We start from the raw sequence: 16,559 nt of genomic DNA, 5'->3' as shown, positions 1-16,559 counted from the left end.
CAAATGAAATTAGTTCATAATTATTGACTTTTTTTAACTTCAGGAATAAAGTCAATCTTAGTTAGCAATTGCAGAACTTGAAGATATAAAACTCTGCAACCAAATGAATTTAAACGACTATTTTAACTATTTAATTCGAGAGTTTGGGTTCAAATCCCTATCCCTCCGCCACATTCAATAAAAAGGCCCGCTATGTTTAGCGGGCCTTTTTATTTGGGCGAAAGATAGGACTTTGAACCCACGGGTTCCTCTTTATTACAAGCAAGCTATCCCTCCTCAAGATTTAAGACCAAATGCCAAATGCCAATTGACAAATTTAAGGCCTTTTATTTTGGCGAAAGATAGGACTTTGAACCCACGGGTTCTCTTTATTACAAACATGCTATCCCTTTGCAAGATTTCAAATCAAATGCCAAATCGACAAATCTAAGGCCTTTTATTTTAGCGAAAGATAGGACTTTGAACCCACGGGTTCTCTTTATTACAAACATGCTATCCCTTTGCAAGATTTCAAATCAAATGCCAAATCGACAAATCTAAGGCCTTTTATTTTAGCGAAAGATAGGACTTTGAACCCAATGGTTCCTCCTTTATTACAAGCAAACTATCCCTCCTCAATATTCAACTAGAAAGCCTCATCAGAAATTGATAAGGCCTTTTATTGGGCGAAAGATAGGATTTTGAACCCACGGGTTCCTCTTTAATACAAGAAAGCTATCTCTTCAGCATATTTATCTATAAGTCCTGATCATAAATGTCGAGGTTTTTTGTATTTGTCACATTCGAACCAAGGGATACTTTTGCTTTGCTTGGCCCGATTCTGTTTTGATCTTATTTACCAAAAGCCAAGTACCTTCCACCAAAGCCCACCAACTACGCCCCAAACAGTTAAATTAACCACGCTCATTATTAAGCCCATTAGCCACCAGTTTTCCATTGAGACATAGCCCGATCCAAAAATAATGGGTGAGGTGCCAGTAGCATAGTGGGTGAGTGACATCATTAAGGAAGATGCGCCCGCAAGTAGAAGGCCTAGGTATAATGGTGGTGCACCTAATGCGATACCAGCAGCGAAAAATGCTGCAAACATGGCGGTAATATGTGCAGTAGTGCTGGCAAAAAAATAGTGTGCATAGAAGTAAATCACCACTAAGATAATGACCGACACCATCCAACCAACGCCAAATTGAGCAATGTTGCTTTCAACCACGCCAGAAAACCAAGCGACTAAACCGAGTTTATTTAAAAAGGTTGCCATCATCACCAATGCGGAAAACCACACGACAGTGTCCCATGCAGCTTTTTCTTTTAGCACATCTTCCCAGCTTAATACGCCGCTAATTAATAAAATTGATAATCCTAAGAAGGCAACAGCAGTGGTATCAACGGCAAAGTCTCGGCCAAATACCATGGCGGGCACGCCTGCCCATAAAATCAACAATAAGCCAAATACACCTATCATGATTTTTTCTGAAAATGACATTGGCCCCATGTCGGCTAATTTATCTTTTGCATAAGTGCTGGCATCTGGAGTGCGTTTAATTTCGGGAGGGTAAACTGCATAGATAATCAGTGGCATCAGTGCAATACATAACAGACCTGGTAATAAGGCTGCTAGTGCCCATGTTCCCCAGGTAATACTAATATCTGCACCAGTGGCATCTGCAATTAATTTAACGATTAATGGGTTAGGTGCCGTCGCCGTAATAAACATCGCCGAGGTGATAGGATTTGTGTGGTAGTTCACTAACGCAAGATAGTGACCTATTTTTCGCGATGTACCCTCTTCTGGTGATGAGCCAAAGCTGTTGGCTATGGATTTCATTATCGGGTGAATAATCCCGCCCCCTCTTGCTGTATTGCTTGGGGTGACAGGGGCGATAACGAGCTCTGATAACGCTAATGCGTAGCCAATACCTATGGTTTTTCGGCCAAATAAAGCAATAAAGTAATAACCAATACGATTACCTAGACCTGTTTTGGCTAATCCGCGCGAGATAATAATAGCAATACCTATTAGCCAAATGAGCGAATTTGAAAACCCGCTTAATGCATCTTTAATCGCATCTGATGGCTTGTCATTGGTTACTCCTGTTAACGCAACAAGCGTAATGGCAAGCACAGCAATAGCCCCAATCGGCATTGCTTTGCCAATAATGGCAACAACAGTACCGACAAATAAAGCCAGTAGATGCCAGGCATGGGCTGACACCCCTTGCGGAGGCTCGACGATAAACCAAAGAAGTAAAATTATTGCAATAGAAATAATGCCGGGAATAACACGAATATCAGTACTTTTCATGGCGGCTTCCTTAGGTGTCAGGGTGCACCTTAAGCGACGAGAAATGTGTTTGTTATCAGCTCTTTTTTGCAACAAACGTGAGCTGTTTCTTGATACTAAGACTTTGTGATAATTAAAATTGTGAAGTTATTCTCATTGTTGACATTGCGATATTTTTGCCGAAAAAAGCGATGAGAATAGTGTTTAACGTTTTTAACATTGATGTATACAAACCTGCTGCTTATTCATGGTTTCTGCGTAATTTCTGCACATTTGCTTGTTAAGCTTTGCCTTATGTTTACAGCAATGAGAAATACCATGAATTCTTCACCTTTAAGCTCGACAGCATTGGCCATTACGTTAGCTCTAACTTTAGGGTTAACAGGATGTGGTGGTTCTGAAGACAGTAATGAGTCAATAGATGCGACCAGTACAAGCGATACCGCTACTGATACAAGTACTGATACCGATGATGGTTCTGAAGACTCAGGCAGCGGGATTTTACATCCTGCATATTATGAATTTGATCAAGATAACGTTAATGTTGTGCTAAGCGGTAGCAAAGTCGTGATTGAGACTAATGGATTACCTAACCATACTTCGCCATATTGGTCGTCAGGCCATGAGTTACATGTTGAGCCTACTGTCACATCATATGCACAAATGGCGCCGGGCAACATTGATGATTTTGTTGGAACCTACACATTAACTGTCGACAATAGCCCAACTAAAGCAACATCTACATCGGCAACTGGACTTGGGGCAATTGGTATTGCAGTCAGTGGCTCCGTGATTTATAACGATGAAGAAGGGCCAGGGGTGCCATTAGATGATGCTGCTACAAGTCTTGATTTTAATGGCGCGCACACAGGGCCTCAAAGCTATCATTATCATTTAGAACCCATTTCTTTTTCAGATGATGACTCAAACTTAGTTGGCGTGATTGCGGATGGTTTTTTCTTGTATGGCAGAATGTGTAATTCAACGGGGACTTATCCAACAGATTTAGATGCTTCTGGTGGTCATACGTCGATTACCCAATTTGCACAAGAAGCTGAATACCATTATCACATCCAAAATGAGCTCTACTTAGGGTCATACTATATTTTATTCCCAGGTGATTACCAAGGAAGCGCCAGTGCTATCCGTTAGGCTTGCATTGGTTTGTGTTATGTTGGTGTTTACCGCGGTCTTTATTTCGTTTTTTGAATCTGAAAATAAAGCTGTAGCTAGTGAAAACATCAGCATTTCACATTCAACCGGTTTAAGAATGTATCAAAACAAGCCTTTTACTGGTGATGCAGTAACTTATTATCCCAACGGTCAACGGGCTAAATTAGAACATTTTGAGCACGGACTGCGTGACGGCTTTTTAACTCAATGGTTTGAAAACGGCACCTTAGCGTTTGACTCTCGGTATGTTGCAGGAGTGCTTGAGGGTAAAACGCAAAGCTGGTGGAGTAATGGCAATATGCGTTCGGAGTCGGTGTATCGTCAGGGCAAGGTTAATGGCACCTCGTTACAATGGTATGCAACGGGGGAGCTGTTTAAAAAAATGAATTATGTTGATGGCCAAGAAGTAGGATTACAACAAGCCTGGCGACGAAATGGCAAGTTATTTAGTAACTATCAGTATATTAACGGCCGAGTGTTTGGCCTTAAACGTTCAAATATGTGTGTGGAATTAGAAGATGAAGAAGTGGTTGAGTCTAATTAGTTTATCTGTGGCTTTGCTTAGCGGTTTTGTGCAAGCCGAGCCTAGTGGCGAACCCACTATGGGGGCATTACCTTATTACGGTAGCGCTGAATTTACGCCACATTGGTTTAAACCGGGCAGCCCTGAATTGGTCGGTTTTCATCAAATTCCGGCGTTTCAATTTATTGATCAGCAGGGTGAAATGGTCACTCAAGACACGGTAAAAGATAAAATTTATGTGGCGAGTTTTTTCTTTACACGTTGCCCAGGTATATGCCCTCGCATGAAATCGCAGCTGTCTAAAGTGCAAAGTGAATTTATGGACGATGCCGATGTAATGATTGTGTCTCATTCTATTCAACCTGGAAATGATACGGTTGAGGTTCTCCAGCAATACGCCAAAAAAAATAACATCAATGCAGCTAAATGGCGCTTAGTCACTGGGGAGCGCGACCACATTTATTCGCTGGCTAGAAACGCCTATTTTGCCAATGAAGATTTAGGGGAATATGTGAGTAACGAAGATTTTTTACACACAGAAAACTTAGTGTTAGTGGATAAAAACAGGCATATTAGAGGGATCTATAATGGGTTAAATAACACCTCTGTTGCCAACCTTATTATTGACATAAAGCAATTAATGGCTGAATAAAACTGCAGTATTAAAGCCGTTTTTGTATAACATCAATTATAAAAACGGCTTGCATTTTTGTGTTATCCAATTGAAAAATATACAATTTATCCTTTAATCTTTATCCTTTTCTGAGTTGTGGGCAATCTGTTTACCCAAACGCTTAATCTTCATAATATGTACTCAAGCATGTCAAATTATGCATTTTTCAAGGCCTGCGCGATGGTAAATGACGGTCTAAATAGTATCGATAGTCATCACTAGGGTGTATGCTCTATTGCTGCTGTGGACGGAAATGGTTTGCACTGTCTATGTTAAGGTGTGCCACTTTTTCGGGTGTTGTTTACTACCTCATTGCCATCACTGTTAATCGCTGGTGTATTTTATTGAATAGGTTTATTTATGTGGATGCAAAAAACAATTTCACTTGCTTCTAAAAAACGTGGTTTTCATTTAATTACTGACGAAGTGATATTGCAATTACCAGAGTTAAAAGAGATTAATGTTGGGTTATTGCATGTATTTATTCAACATACCTCAGCTTCATTAACCCTTAACGAAAATGCAGATCCAACTGTGCGAGGTGACATGGATCGTCATTTCAATGTGCTTGCCCCAGAAGGTGCACCTTATTATAAGCACACTTATGAAGGCCCAGATGACATGCCAGCGCACATAAAGTCGACCTTGATTGGTGTAAGCCAAACCATACCTATTACGGCTGGGCGCTTGAATTTAGGCACCTGGCAAGGATTGTATTTATGTGAACATCGCGATCATGCATCTTCGCGAACAATCATTGTTACAATACAGGGCGAGTAGTATAAATATGTTAATTGTTTATCCATACTCAATGGGGCTTGGATAACATATTTGCTTGTTTTGTATGCAGCCCTCACGTTGGTGGCTGACTTTGCTTGTGTAAGTAAATGTAAAGATGCTAAATTCAGTTAGCTTACTGAAACGCTTAAAGTATGCAGTTTTATTGGGCTTACTTTGCCTGTTGCTAGCATACAAATGTTTTGTATATAAAACGGCCCTAAAGAATTTAAAAAATAACGCATAATAATAGGTGGGTTAACGTGATATCTGTATATTTAGTTGACGATCATGAACTGGTAAGAACAGGGATCCGTCGTATTCTGGAAGACGAACGAGGCATTAAAGTTGTTGGCGAAGCGCCCGACGGTGAAACCGCCGTTCAGTGGTCTCGACAGAATGAAGCTGATGTAATTTTAATGGACATGAATATGCCGGGTATGGGGGGCTTAGAAGCAACCCGTAAAATATTACGTTATCAACCCGAAGCTAAAATCATTGTATTAACAGTACAGACAGAAGATCCGTTTCCGACTAAGGTTATGCAAGCCGGTGCTTCGGGCTATTTAACCAAAGGTTCAACCTCGCCAGAAGTGCTACGTGCAATAACTCAAGTCGCACGTGGTCAGCGCTATTTGTCGCCTGAGATTGCCCAACAAATGGCACTGAGTCAGTTTAATCACTCAGACGAAAACCCATTTAGCAGTTTGTCAGAGCGCGAATTGCAGATAATGTTAATGATTACCAACGGCGAAAAAGTTAACGATATTTCTGAAAAACTCAATTTAAGTCCAAAAACCGTTAATAGTTATCGCTATCGCTTATTTGCTAAATTAGGGATTGGTGGCGATGTTGAGTTGACCCGTTTGGCTATTCGTTACAAAATGCTCGACACAGGTTCATTTTAGTTGGGTATAACCCGCGTAACGCTTAAGCAGTTTTAATCATGTCTAGTGGTTTTAATGCCAAATCTTTTTTAAAAAACGTCACCAGCTCACCGGGTGTATATCGAATGTACGATATACACCAACAGGTCATTTATGTTGGTAAAGCTAAAGATCTCAAAAAGCGCCTAAGCTCGTATTTTCGCGCTAACATCCCCAGTGTTAAAACTCAGGCTTTAGTTAGCCATATTGATCATATCGATGTCACTGTCACTCACAGTGAAACCGATGCATTATTACTTGAAAACGACTACATCAAGCAGTACATGCCTAAGTATAATGTGCTACTGCGCGACGATAAGTCTTATCCGTATATTTTACTCAGTGGTCATAAACACCCAAGATTAGCGTATCACCGTGGCCCAAAACGTGAAAAAGGCCATTACTTTGGGCCGTATCCAAATGGCGGTGCGGTGCGCGAAAGCTTGCACTTAATGCAAAAGCTGTTTCCTATTCGCCAATGTGATGACCTATATTATAAATCGCGTTCTCGTCCCTGTTTACAGTACCAACTAGACCGTTGCAGTGCGCCTTGTGTCGGTATTGTTAGCGACGCAGAATACAGTGAACAGGTAAAGCTGGCAGGACTGTTTTTACGCGGCAAAGACAAGCAGGTTATTAGTCAGCTGGTGGCCAAAATGGAAGCGGCTGCAATTGATATGCACTATGAACAAGCTGCGCAGTACCGCGATCAAATTACCGCACTGAGGCGCGTGGCTGAGCAACAAGAAGTGTCTAACCATAAAGGTGATATGGATGTTATCGGGGTGGACTATGCCTCGGGGATTGCTTGTTTTCATTTGTTATTTATTCGTGATGGTAAAATCTTTGGCAGTCGCAGTTATTATCCTTCGGTGCCTGCTGAAACCGACATTGAAGAAGTACTGTCATCATTTTTAGGGCAATTTTACCTCAACGCCGATATTCAACGCACCATTCCTAAAGAGGTGATACTAAGCCACCACTTTGACGGTATTAAAGAGCTTGAAGCATCAATAGAACATGCCCTTGATAAAAAGTTTGAACTTAAGACCCAAGTGCGTGGCGATAGAGCGAATTTTTTACGCTTAGCCATGACAAACGCCAGCAATGCAGTCGCTACACGGTTATCTCACAAAAATACGGTTGAACAGCGGTTTCAATTATTGGAAGAGGCGCTGGAGCTTAACGAACCAATTAAGCGTATGGAATGTTTCGACATTAGCCATACCATGGGTGAAAGTACGGTGGCATCTTGCGTGGTATTTAACCGCGAAGGGCCACATAAAGCCGATTATCGTCGCTACAATATTACCGGCATAACCGGTGGCGATGATTATGCCGCAATGGAGCAGGCCATTAGCCGCCGGTTTGATAAAATCGACAATAATGGCAAAGTACCTGACTTACTGTTTATTGATGGTGGTCTTGGCCAGCTTAGAGTGGCGCAAACCATAGTCGATGAAAAGTGCGTTAACATTGATAACCCACCTTTATTAATTTGTGTGACTAAAGGCGAGGGCCGTAAAGCCGGCTTAGAAACCTTTACCGTCGGCGGCAGTGAGCAAACCTTTGAGATCCCTAGCGACTCCCCTGCATTTCACCTCATTTTACATATTCGGGATGAATCGCATCGTTTTGCAATTACTGGTCATCGTAACAAACGCCAAAAAACGCGTAACACGTCGACACTCGAATCTATCGCTGGTGTTGGCCCTAAAAGACGTAAAGCCTTGTTGCAGCACCTTGGTGGACTCCAAGAAGTTAAAGGCGCAAGTGTAGCTGAATTAACTAAAGTACCTGGAATTAGCCTAGAAATGGCACAAACAATTCACGATGCATTGCGAGGGGGCTAAAATTAAGGCAAGATTGGCGCTGCTTCTGACAAATTGGTCTTTTTATGCCGTTTAATGTACCTATTGCACTGACATTATTTCGTATTGCTCTATTACCCGTATTTGTAGTGGTTTTTTATCTTCCCTACACATGGGCACCCTTTGTAGCCGCATTTATTTTTTGGCTTGCCGCGCTTACCGATTGGTTAGATGGTTATGCTGCACGTAAGTTGGGTCAATTAACTCGCTTTGGTGCGTTTTTAGATCCGGTTGCAGATAAGGTTATGGTGTCTACTGCGCTGGTGTTACTGGTGCAGCAAAATGACAATATGTATTTAACGTTAGCATCATTGTTTATGATTGGCCGTGAAATTGTGATTTCAGCCTTACGTGAATGGATGGCTGAAATAGGCAAACGGGGCGTTGTGGCAGTGTCTTGGATAGGCAAATACAAAACAGCTGCGCAAATGGCTGCCATTGTAGGATTGATTTGGAAGCCTACCGAGCTCCTCACCGACCTTGCTTTTGCATTATTTTATGTAGCTGCAGCGTTAACGTTTTGGTCGATGATGAGTTATATTTCAGCAGCTTGGAAAGATTTAACTGCTGAATAGCATAATAATAGCCCAATAAGTTTATTTAGTGCGCAAACAGTCAAAATTGCGTAAATCAATAATTGACACACGAGGTTTATTCGGTAGAATGCCTCCCCGTAGACAAGTGATGAGCCACAACAAACCTTAAGGTTTAACGTTAATTAGCACTGTTTACCAGTTTTAAAATGCGACATTAGGTCAGTTGGTTAGGTTGAAAGACGATACCTTTCTAGCAGTAGTAATAAAGCATTGCAAAAGTTATATAGGCGATATTAGTTCAGTTGGATAGGTTGAAAGACGATACCTTTCTAGCAGTAGTAATAAAGCATTGTAAAAGTTATATAGGCGACATTAGCTCAGTTGGTAGAGCGATACCTTGCCAAGGTATAGGTCATCGGTTCGAACCCGATATGTCGCTCCAATTTCTTATCTTATCCGATGGATTTGAAGTTGGTTAAAGATGGCGCGATGGCAGAATGGCTATGCTGCGGATTGCAAATCCGTCGATCTCGGTTCGACTCCGGGTCGCGCCTCCACGAATTGCATTTAATGGTTACTTTACGTAACGGTTAAAACAACACTTTGCCCGAGTGGTGGAATCGGTAGACACAAGGGATTTAAAATCCCTCGCTGAATAAGCGTGCCGGTTCAAGTCCGGCCTCGGGTACCATTATTTATAGTAAGAAATTACATACGTAAGTATGCTGTGAATCAGCCTCGATATTAGTCGGGGCTTTTTTGTGTCTGAAATTTGGGTTTATTGTTAAGAGAATGGTGAAAGGTGAAATCTCTCGCGCTCTGGTTGAGCAATTAGTCGATGCTTTAGGTGCAAGTGGTTTTTCAACAGACCCTAGTTACACTCCTTTTTAAGTAAATTGATCGGCTTGCTTTTATCGCCTCGGCAAGCCTTGATGCTTTTTGGGGTTTCTACCGATAGCACTTTTACTGATATAAAAAATCTCACCAAATTTTACCAGTAGCTTATAGTTATATTGATTAATTTGAGATATCGAATAATGACATCGTTTAAATATGACGGTGATGAGGAGTGTCAATGAGCGCGAAGTTAAAATTAGTCAGTTTTATTGGTGGGTTATTTGCTGTTGTGATTTTATTGATAACGACAGTGAGCTATTTAAATTTTAAGGCGTCATCGGTGAATGATTACAGTGATAAGTTAAGTAATGAAGCTCAACTGATTGCAGACGCCCTAGAGCAAAGAATGCTGCGTTACTTTGATACTTTATCTTTGGTCGCTGCAAATATGCCGATATCTGAAGGACAACTTAATATTGAGGAGATTAAGCGCCAATTAGCCCATATGGAAAAGGAGTTGGGCGTATTGGAAGCTTATATTGGACTCGAGAGCGGAGTCACCTATTTGCCAAATGGTATGATCCCCAATTTTAGTGCAGTTGAGTTGAAACGTGAGTGGTATGTTAGAGCCTTCGCCGGCGAGCAATACATAGTAACGACACCCTACATTAGTAGCACTGGCACACCGGTAATGGCGGTTGCTGTACCTGTTATTCGTGGCGGTAAAATCCTCGCTGTATTGTGTGTTAATATCGGCGTGCAATCGATCACTGATTTTATTGCTGGGTTGTCTGACAATGGTCAATTGTATGTGAGCCGTGAGGACGGGTTTATTTTAGCGTCTAAGTATGCGGAGCAAATAGGGAAAAATTTATTTGATGTGCAACCTGATTTTGCCTCTTTTAAAAACAGTATCTCAACTGGCATTAACTATAAGCAAGAGGGTGAAGATTACTTTGCGCTTAATGCTAAATTAACTACCTTAGGTTGGAGTGTTTGGTCTTGGGACCGTTGGCAAAAGATTAATGCTGCATCAACGGCAAATTTAATGTTGAGCGTGGGTATTGCGTTGCTGGCACTATTGGCATCTTTGGTGTTGACGTACATATTGGTGACCCGCTTAATGTACCGACCCATTGGTGGTGAACCGACAGATATTGAAGAAATTGTTAAACGCGTGGCAAAAGGGGATTTATCAGCGGCTGGGATTGGCACCGGGGATGAAACGGGAGTCTATGCCGCGACATTGGTGATGGTGAAGCAACTTACTTCAACTCTGCAGCGTATTAATGAGGCGAGTGCTGAGTTAATGACGTCTTCAGAAAAAATGTCTTTCGCTGCATCGAATGTGAGTCGCAGTTCAGAATCACAAATGCATCAATTAGAACAAACATCGACGGCAATGAACGAAATGACAGTGACTGTCGATGAAGTCGCACGTAATGCGTTGCAGGCATCGACGGCTGCAGATGAAGCGCAAAAGTCTTCAGAAGGAGGGATTCAGATCGTTAATGAAATGAATTCTGAAATCACCACTTTAGTTGGCGGATTAGATAAAGTCGTTACTGTCACGACCCGATTGGAGCAAGAAACGCAGCGAATTGGTGGCATTTTAGACGTCATTGATAGCATTTCAGAGCAAACCAACCTGTTAGCACTTAATGCTGCCATTGAAGCTGCAAGGGCAGGTGAGCATGGTCGCGGGTTTGCTGTGGTGGCGGATGAAGTAAGGAGTTTAGCTAATCGTACTAAAGAAAGTACTCGTGAAATTCAAGATATGATTGGTAAATTACAAGCTGAAGCAAAAGAGTCAGTAAGCTTAATGCAAGTGAATATGAAAAACGCTCAAAGTACTGCGGCGCGTTCAGCAAGTGCAAATGAAGCGTTAGTGGCCATATTACAATCGGTGTCGCTGATATTAGATATGAATAACCAAATCGCCACCGCTGCTGAAGAGCAAACCCATGTTGCGGCAGAAATCAATCAAAGTATTGTTGCGATAAATGATTTAGCCAAAGGCACGTTCGACAGTGCACAAAGTAACAATCATACTGCCACAGAACTTAAAGGCATTTCGTCACAACTGAAGGCGTCTGTCGAAGTGTTTACTTTTTAACATTAACAGCTTGATTTTTTGATGCCCATTGATGGTTGTTTTTAGCGATTAATGGGCATTTTTAGTGGGAAATGGCGTTACTTATGTTAATCAACCTCTGCTCTGGATAACAAACGCCTTTCAAGCAGTTCTTTGCCTTCCTCACTGCGTTGAATTAACTTGCAATAGGCTAGCTATTGGCGCGTTAATTCGCCTTGTTAGCAAAACAAATCACAAGCTTGACAGTGGATTTAAGTCAATCTATTGATTTATATCGTTATCAATACATCTCTTATCCAGAGTTGAGGTTAATAACGCCATGAGTTGTGGTAAATATTCATTATCTAATTGGGCGATTTCAACTTGCTCTGTTAACACGTTTTGCAGAATTTGCTCGCTGGTCAACGGGTTGGCTAATACAACTCTAAATACTGTCGTGGGTTGCCTGAAGTATTTAGCCGGTTTTATGCGTGTACGTGATACAAACGATTTTCCCTGCTCACGTTGATGCTTTTGAATAAATTGAGTTAAGCCATCGAGAAGCTCATTGACTTGAGATACCAATGACTCATTTTGGTTTGTCACTGCATCGTTTAAAAACTGTTGTACTGCACTTGGAACATAGCGATATGTAAGTAAACATAACTCAGGTTCTGTTACTAACTCAAACTCTGGGTGCTGTTTGATAATAGATGCAAAATAGCGAGCTTTTTCCAAACTGTTATTAATTAAAATCTCATAACCGTCGCGGCCAATAATTTGCAAGCAAGCATGTACCAGCATGGCCATGCCTGGGCGTGATCCCTCAAGCGTTTGGCTGCCCAAATCTTTAGATCCCACTCGTAAAATATATTCAGCATGATGCACAATGGCTTGTGCCAGTTCTGGGTTTTTAAATATCACCATGCCAGCGCCCATTGGCACATACATTTGTTTATGGGCGTCAATCGTCACAGAGTCTGCTAACTCTATGCCTTTCAGTAAATGGCGATATTTGTTAGATAATAAGCTAGCGCCTCCCCAAGCAGCATCAACGTGGAAGTGGCATTGTAACTCGGCAGCCAGCTCTGCTAGCTCTGTTAGTGGGTCGACACTACCGGTTTCTGTTGTGCCTGCTACGCCAACAATGGCCATCACTTTAATATTTTGCGCCGCTAGTTTTTTAGCGGCTTGGCGCATTGCATCAACATCGACTTTATTGTTTTTATCTGTTGCGATACTGATAATATTGTCGCGGCCAATGCCTAGTAAATCAGCGGTTTTGCCTAAAGAGTAATGTCCACGCTCGGACACTAAAATCGCTAAGTCGTCAAAGCCATAAAAACGCAGCGCTTTAGGCATACCTTCGCGGGTGATGCCTTTAAAATCACCTTGTGGTTTGAGCAAACGGTTGCGGGCTATCCATAATGCGGTGATGTTTGCCACTGTGCCGCCAGAGCAGAAAGCGCCAAGCGAATGATTAGCACTGTGCATCCATTGGTCATAAAAGCGGCCGGGCTCTTGATACACTAAGTGATGCATCATGCCTAGCACCTGACGCTCAAGTGGGGTGAAGGCTTTTGATGTTTCAATTTTAACTAAGTTTTGATTAAGCCCAACCATCATCTTAGATAGCGGTAATACAAAATAGGGGAGTGCTGAGGTCATATGACCAATAAAACTTGGTGCTGCAGTGTGCACTGAATGAGCCACCAGATTTTGCATGATTTCATCAGCATAATCAGACACAAATGTTGGGTCTATTGGAATTTGATAGGCATTAAAATCTGTTTCAATCTCAGATAGCGGTTTTTCTAAAGCAGCTATGCTGTTACCCAAAAATCCGGCTAAATCTTGAGATAACCTCTGTTCAATAATGCTTAACGTCGATGTAGCGTCTTCTGGCGCGGTAAAAATACGCAATAAACTGTCTTCAGAAGCCTGTGCTTGACGTGGAATTTTAGAGGTCATTTTCTTGCCGTTAAGATGAAAACTTCGTGTTATGGGCAATAGGTTATGTGAAAAAACTACTGCGATGCCCAATGAACGAAAAGAGGGTGCTAACTTTACTGTAAGCCATGCATTGCTTCAAGTATTTATCCTGTTTGCGATAAATTACAGCGATAAAAAAACGTCTAACACGAAGGTGTTAGACGTTTTATTATCGGCGATAAGGTTAAATCCGCTTAAGGGATAATGACCAAACAGCAGCAATGTTTTGCGCAGTGTGAGTCAGGTTTGTTTGCGCCTCGGCCAATACTTGCTCTAGTGGCTGTAATGACGGAATGATTGGAAATATCGCTGTCATCCCCTGTTGCACAATAGCGCCAGCATCATCACCTAAGCAGCCAGCAATACCAATAACAGGAACATTGTATCTTTTAGCAACATTAAGCACGCCCATTGGGGTTTTTCCAAACACTGTTTGCCCATCAAGGCGGCCTTCGCCAGTAATGACTAAATCGGCATCTTGGCAATGTTTTGCAAGCTGAACGGTTTCAGTCACAATGTCGACGCCAGGTTTTAAGGTTGCAGCGAGTAATGCCATCACCCCAAAGCCCATTCCGCCAGCAGCGCCTGCTCCTGCTTGATGTTCACAGCCGAGTTTAATGTGCGGTGAATCTTGTCTGTTAATCACGTTGGCAAAGTGAGCCAAAGCCTGGTCGAGTTGTTCTACCATGTCAGAACTCGCCCCTTTTTGAGGACCAAAAATGGCGCTCGCGCCTCGAGGACCACATAAGGGATTATCGACATCGCAAGCCACGTCAATTGTACATTCATTGATACTAGGATGAAGTAACTCAAGGTCAACATTATGCAATGTTGCTAATGCCGCACCGCCCATAGCAATATCATGGCCATTAACATCAGTAAGCTTAGCGCCAAGCGCTTGTATCATACCGGCACCAGCATCATTAGTTGCACTGCCGCCAAGGCCAAGAATAATATGCTTGATACCATTGTTAAGCGCATCTGCAATTAATTCGCCCACGCCAAAACTGGTGGTCAGCAGAGGGTTTCGCTGAGTTGTCGGTACTAAATGAAGGCCTGATGCTGCAGCCATTTCTATTACTGCCGTACGTCGACTGTTGGTATCTGGTTGTCCTAGAATGCCGTAAAATGCTTCAACTGGTTCACCTAACGGCCCTGTGACCCGGCATGTTACGATTTTTCCACCGGTGGCATCGACCATTGCTTGTACCGTACCTTCACCTCCATCGGCCATGGGCACTTTACAGTACTCGGCTTTGGGAAACACATGTTTAAATCCCTGCTCAATGGCGTTAGCAACCTCTAGTGCACTAAGGCTTTCTTTAAACGAGTCTGGTGCAATAACGATTTTCATATAGAACCTTGATGAATATTTTTATTCATCATAAATCATTTGGTCTAAATAGCTTTGTTGTTTTGCACTAAGTTGATGTTGTTTTTATGCTCGCTATTGTGCAGATGCACAGTTTTATTGGGGTGGAGTTATTCAGGCTGGTGGATAAGTTGTGCGAGGTACAAACTGAGTAAGCCATTGAAATTATGTAAATCTACATTAGTAATTGATTGTATTTTATCAAGGCGATAGCGCAATGTATTTCGATGAATAAACAAACTTTTGGCGCAAGCTTGTAGATCACCTAAATGGTCTAAGTATGCTGCGAATGTTTTTTGCAGTTGTTGGTTGGTATCTGCTTCGATCAATTTTTGATACGGACCAGCGAGGGCATTACCACGCCAATGATGACGTAAGCCTGACAGTAGCACTTGTAAGCTGTAATCTTGGTATAAATATTTACTCTTATTTGGATGGTATTTTTTTCCTATGTCGAGTGTTTCTATGGCGGTGCGGTAAGAATAAGTAATGCCTAACTCACCGCTAAAATAATGCCCTAATGAGATGTGTAAGTTCAGTTGCATATTAGCCGGTAAGCGTTTTAGTAATTTGTCGATGCGCTGGCTTTCAAGTTCAGGGTCAAATTGCTTACCGTCTAAAAAAGCGGGCTTTAAAATCACAAGTCGGGTTAATGATGTCATGGCGATTAGGTTATCGCGCATTGGGTTTTGCAGTAAGTACATCACTTGTTTGAGGGCTTGATTATCTTGCTGAAAAGACGGGTTATTGCTGTCTAATTCGATAATTGCAGCCACTCTTGGCATCGATAAATCAATACCTAACTGCAAAGCCCATTGCTTTAACGAGGGGAGTTCTGTTTCGCTGGCGTGGATCAGTTGCGAAATAAACTCTTCTTTTTGGCGATTTTGCCACTGGAGTTGCTCTTGTAAATTTGCTTGTTCGACGATCATTTCAGCGGTCATTTTGAGTAACTCGCCATAGTGACTTAAGCTTTCTGGTTCACCGGTTATACCAATCGCGCCAACGACTTGCCCTTGGTAGTGTAAGGGGAGGTTTAAACCGGGTTTTGCACCTTGCAAATTAGCGGCAATAGTGTGGTTTATTTCAACGTTACGGTTTTGGCTGATGGCTAATAATGCCCCTTCATGGATGGTGCCGATACGATGTTTTTCACCAGAACCGAGAATGACGGCCTGTGCGTTCATGACATTGATATTGTGACCAATAATTTGCATGGTGCGGTCGACAATTTTGCCTGCAATGTCGGTATCTATTTGAAGCATAATGCCCTCAGGGAACAGTTGTGTTTTTGCCAAAAAGCATAATCAATTGAGAGTTGGCGCTGGTTTGCTATGCGAGAACGCAAAAACTGAGTAATGATTTTATCATAACCAATCATGTTCAGGTATTGAATGGGGAGGGGGGAGTAAATAAGAAAATGTGGGCAACATCCGTTTGCCCAAATTTTAATCACAAGCTATTCACGTTGTTAATATAATGTTAAATCACGTTAGGTTGCAAGCGTTTTATGCAACCAATAAA

At 42.0% G+C, this 16,559-nt stretch carries 13 protein-coding genes and 3 tRNA genes; 12 read left to right on the top strand and 4 right to left on the bottom strand.

All coding sequences use genetic code 11. From position 1 onward, the window contains the following. Positions 1-835: 835 nt before the first annotated feature. Positions 836-2,302: a DASS family sodium-coupled anion symporter gene (locus IEW93_RS13365; RefSeq protein ID WP_188739819.1), complete on the bottom strand. Its 1,467-nt coding sequence runs from the start codon at positions 2,300-2,302 to the stop codon at positions 836-838. Between the two features lie 297 nt (positions 2,303-2,599). On the opposite strand from IEW93_RS13365, the gene IEW93_RS13360 reads away from it, so the two are divergent. From IEW93_RS13360 to IEW93_RS13310, 12 genes are all read left to right on the top strand, one after another. After that, positions 2,600-3,433 carry a YHYH protein gene (locus tag IEW93_RS13360; protein WP_188739818.1) on the top strand — a complete coding sequence of 278 codons (834 nt, stop codon included), beginning with the start codon at positions 2,600-2,602 and terminating at the stop codon, positions 3,431-3,433. 19 nt (positions 3,434-3,452) lie between these two features. After that, on the top strand, positions 3,453-3,998 hold the full coding sequence (locus tag IEW93_RS13355) for a toxin-antitoxin system YwqK family antitoxin (protein ID WP_188739817.1): 546 nt from the start codon (positions 3,453-3,455) through the stop codon (positions 3,996-3,998). After that, positions 3,973-4,629: an SCO family protein gene (locus tag IEW93_RS13350; protein ID WP_188739816.1), complete on the top strand. Its 657-nt coding sequence runs from the start codon at positions 3,973-3,975 to the stop codon at positions 4,627-4,629. The genes IEW93_RS13355 and IEW93_RS13350 overlap by 26 nt, the downstream gene beginning before the upstream one ends. 381 nt (positions 4,630-5,010) lie before the next feature. Continuing rightward, complete coding sequence (locus IEW93_RS13345) at positions 5,011-5,430, top strand: secondary thiamine-phosphate synthase enzyme YjbQ (RefSeq protein ID WP_188739815.1); 420 nt, start codon at positions 5,011-5,013, stop codon at positions 5,428-5,430. Between the two features lie 260 nt (positions 5,431-5,690). Next, positions 5,691-6,335 carry a UvrY/SirA/GacA family response regulator transcription factor gene (gene uvrY / locus IEW93_RS13340; protein WP_188739814.1) on the top strand — a complete coding sequence of 215 codons (645 nt, stop codon included), beginning with the start codon at positions 5,691-5,693 and terminating at the stop codon, positions 6,333-6,335. A gap of 38 nt (positions 6,336-6,373) precedes the next feature. Next, on the top strand, positions 6,374-8,206 hold the full coding sequence (gene uvrC, locus IEW93_RS13335; protein ID WP_188739813.1) for an excinuclease ABC subunit UvrC: 1,833 nt from the start codon (positions 6,374-6,376) through the stop codon (positions 8,204-8,206). A 44-nt stretch (positions 8,207-8,250) separates the two neighbouring features. Continuing rightward, positions 8,251-8,799, top strand: coding sequence for a CDP-diacylglycerol--glycerol-3-phosphate 3-phosphatidyltransferase (pgsA, locus tag IEW93_RS13330; RefSeq protein ID WP_188739812.1), 549 nt, complete (start codon positions 8,251-8,253; stop codon positions 8,797-8,799). Between the two features lie 327 nt (positions 8,800-9,126). Continuing rightward, positions 9,127-9,202, top strand: a tRNA-Gly gene (locus tag IEW93_RS13325). A gap of 41 nt (positions 9,203-9,243) precedes the next feature. Continuing rightward, positions 9,244-9,317: transfer RNA gene (locus IEW93_RS13320), tRNA-Cys, on the top strand. A 48-nt stretch (positions 9,318-9,365) separates the two neighbouring features. After that, positions 9,366-9,451, top strand: a tRNA-Leu gene (locus IEW93_RS13315). Between the two features lie 68 nt (positions 9,452-9,519). After that, positions 9,520-9,651: a hypothetical protein gene (locus tag IEW93_RS22270; protein WP_268237061.1), complete on the top strand. Its 132-nt coding sequence runs from the start codon at positions 9,520-9,522 to the stop codon at positions 9,649-9,651. Between the two features lie 184 nt (positions 9,652-9,835). Next, positions 9,836-11,713 (top strand): methyl-accepting chemotaxis protein, encoded by a 1,878-nt coding sequence (locus IEW93_RS13310; RefSeq protein WP_188739811.1) that lies wholly within the window; start codon positions 9,836-9,838, stop codon positions 11,711-11,713. A gap of 240 nt (positions 11,714-11,953) precedes the next feature. On the opposite strand, the gene panP is transcribed toward IEW93_RS13310, so the two are convergent. The 3 genes from panP to IEW93_RS13295 all read right to left on the bottom strand — a co-directional run bounded on the left by panP (position 11,954) and on the right by IEW93_RS13295 (position 16,300). Then, positions 11,954-13,642: a pyridoxal-dependent aspartate 1-decarboxylase PanP gene (panP, locus tag IEW93_RS13305; RefSeq protein ID WP_188739810.1), complete on the bottom strand. Its 1,689-nt coding sequence runs from the start codon at positions 13,640-13,642 to the stop codon at positions 11,954-11,956. Positions 13,643-13,847: 205 nt separating this feature from the next. Then, positions 13,848-15,017 carry a glycerate kinase gene (locus IEW93_RS13300; RefSeq protein ID WP_188739809.1) on the bottom strand — a complete coding sequence of 390 codons (1,170 nt, stop codon included), beginning with the start codon at positions 15,015-15,017 and terminating at the stop codon, positions 13,848-13,850. 128 nt (positions 15,018-15,145) lie between these two features. Continuing rightward, positions 15,146-16,300 carry a sugar diacid recognition domain-containing protein gene (locus IEW93_RS13295; protein ID WP_188739833.1) on the bottom strand — a complete coding sequence of 385 codons (1,155 nt, stop codon included), beginning with the start codon at positions 16,298-16,300 and terminating at the stop codon, positions 15,146-15,148. Positions 16,301-16,559: the final 259 nt, after the last annotated feature.

Origin of the sequence: Shewanella inventionis, from assembly GCF_014641855.1 — a bacterium.
Classification (GTDB): domain Bacteria; phylum Pseudomonadota; class Gammaproteobacteria; order Enterobacterales; family Shewanellaceae; genus Shewanella; species Shewanella inventionis.
The sequence above is the reverse complement of the archived record's forward strand: the minus strand, read 5'-3'. Positions and strand labels throughout refer to the sequence as shown.

Coding starts and splice junctions, on each gene's coding strand:
- IEW93_RS13365 (WP_188739819.1), bottom strand. CDS start 2,302: ATGAAAAGTACTGATATTCGTGTTATTCCCGGCATTATTTCTATTGCA.
- IEW93_RS13360 (WP_188739818.1), top strand. CDS start 2,600: ATGAATTCTTCACCTTTAAGCTCGACAGCATTGGCCATTACGTTAGCT.
- IEW93_RS13355 (WP_188739817.1), top strand. CDS start 3,453: ATGTTGGTGTTTACCGCGGTCTTTATTTCGTTTTTTGAATCTGAAAAT.
- IEW93_RS13350 (WP_188739816.1), top strand. CDS start 3,973: ATGAAGAAGTGGTTGAGTCTAATTAGTTTATCTGTGGCTTTGCTTAGC.
- IEW93_RS13345 (WP_188739815.1), top strand. CDS start 5,011: ATGTGGATGCAAAAAACAATTTCACTTGCTTCTAAAAAACGTGGTTTT.
- uvrC (WP_188739813.1), top strand. CDS start 6,374: ATGTCTAGTGGTTTTAATGCCAAATCTTTTTTAAAAAACGTCACCAGC.
- pgsA (WP_188739812.1), top strand. CDS start 8,251: ATGCCGTTTAATGTACCTATTGCACTGACATTATTTCGTATTGCTCTA.
- IEW93_RS13310 (WP_188739811.1), top strand. CDS start 9,836: ATGAGCGCGAAGTTAAAATTAGTCAGTTTTATTGGTGGGTTATTTGCT.
- panP (WP_188739810.1), bottom strand. CDS start 13,642: ATGACCTCTAAAATTCCACGTCAAGCACAGGCTTCTGAAGACAGTTTA.
- IEW93_RS13300 (WP_188739809.1), bottom strand. CDS start 15,017: ATGAAAATCGTTATTGCACCAGACTCGTTTAAAGAAAGCCTTAGTGCA.
- IEW93_RS13295 (WP_188739833.1), bottom strand. CDS start 16,300: ATGCTTCAAATAGATACCGACATTGCAGGCAAAATTGTCGACCGCACC.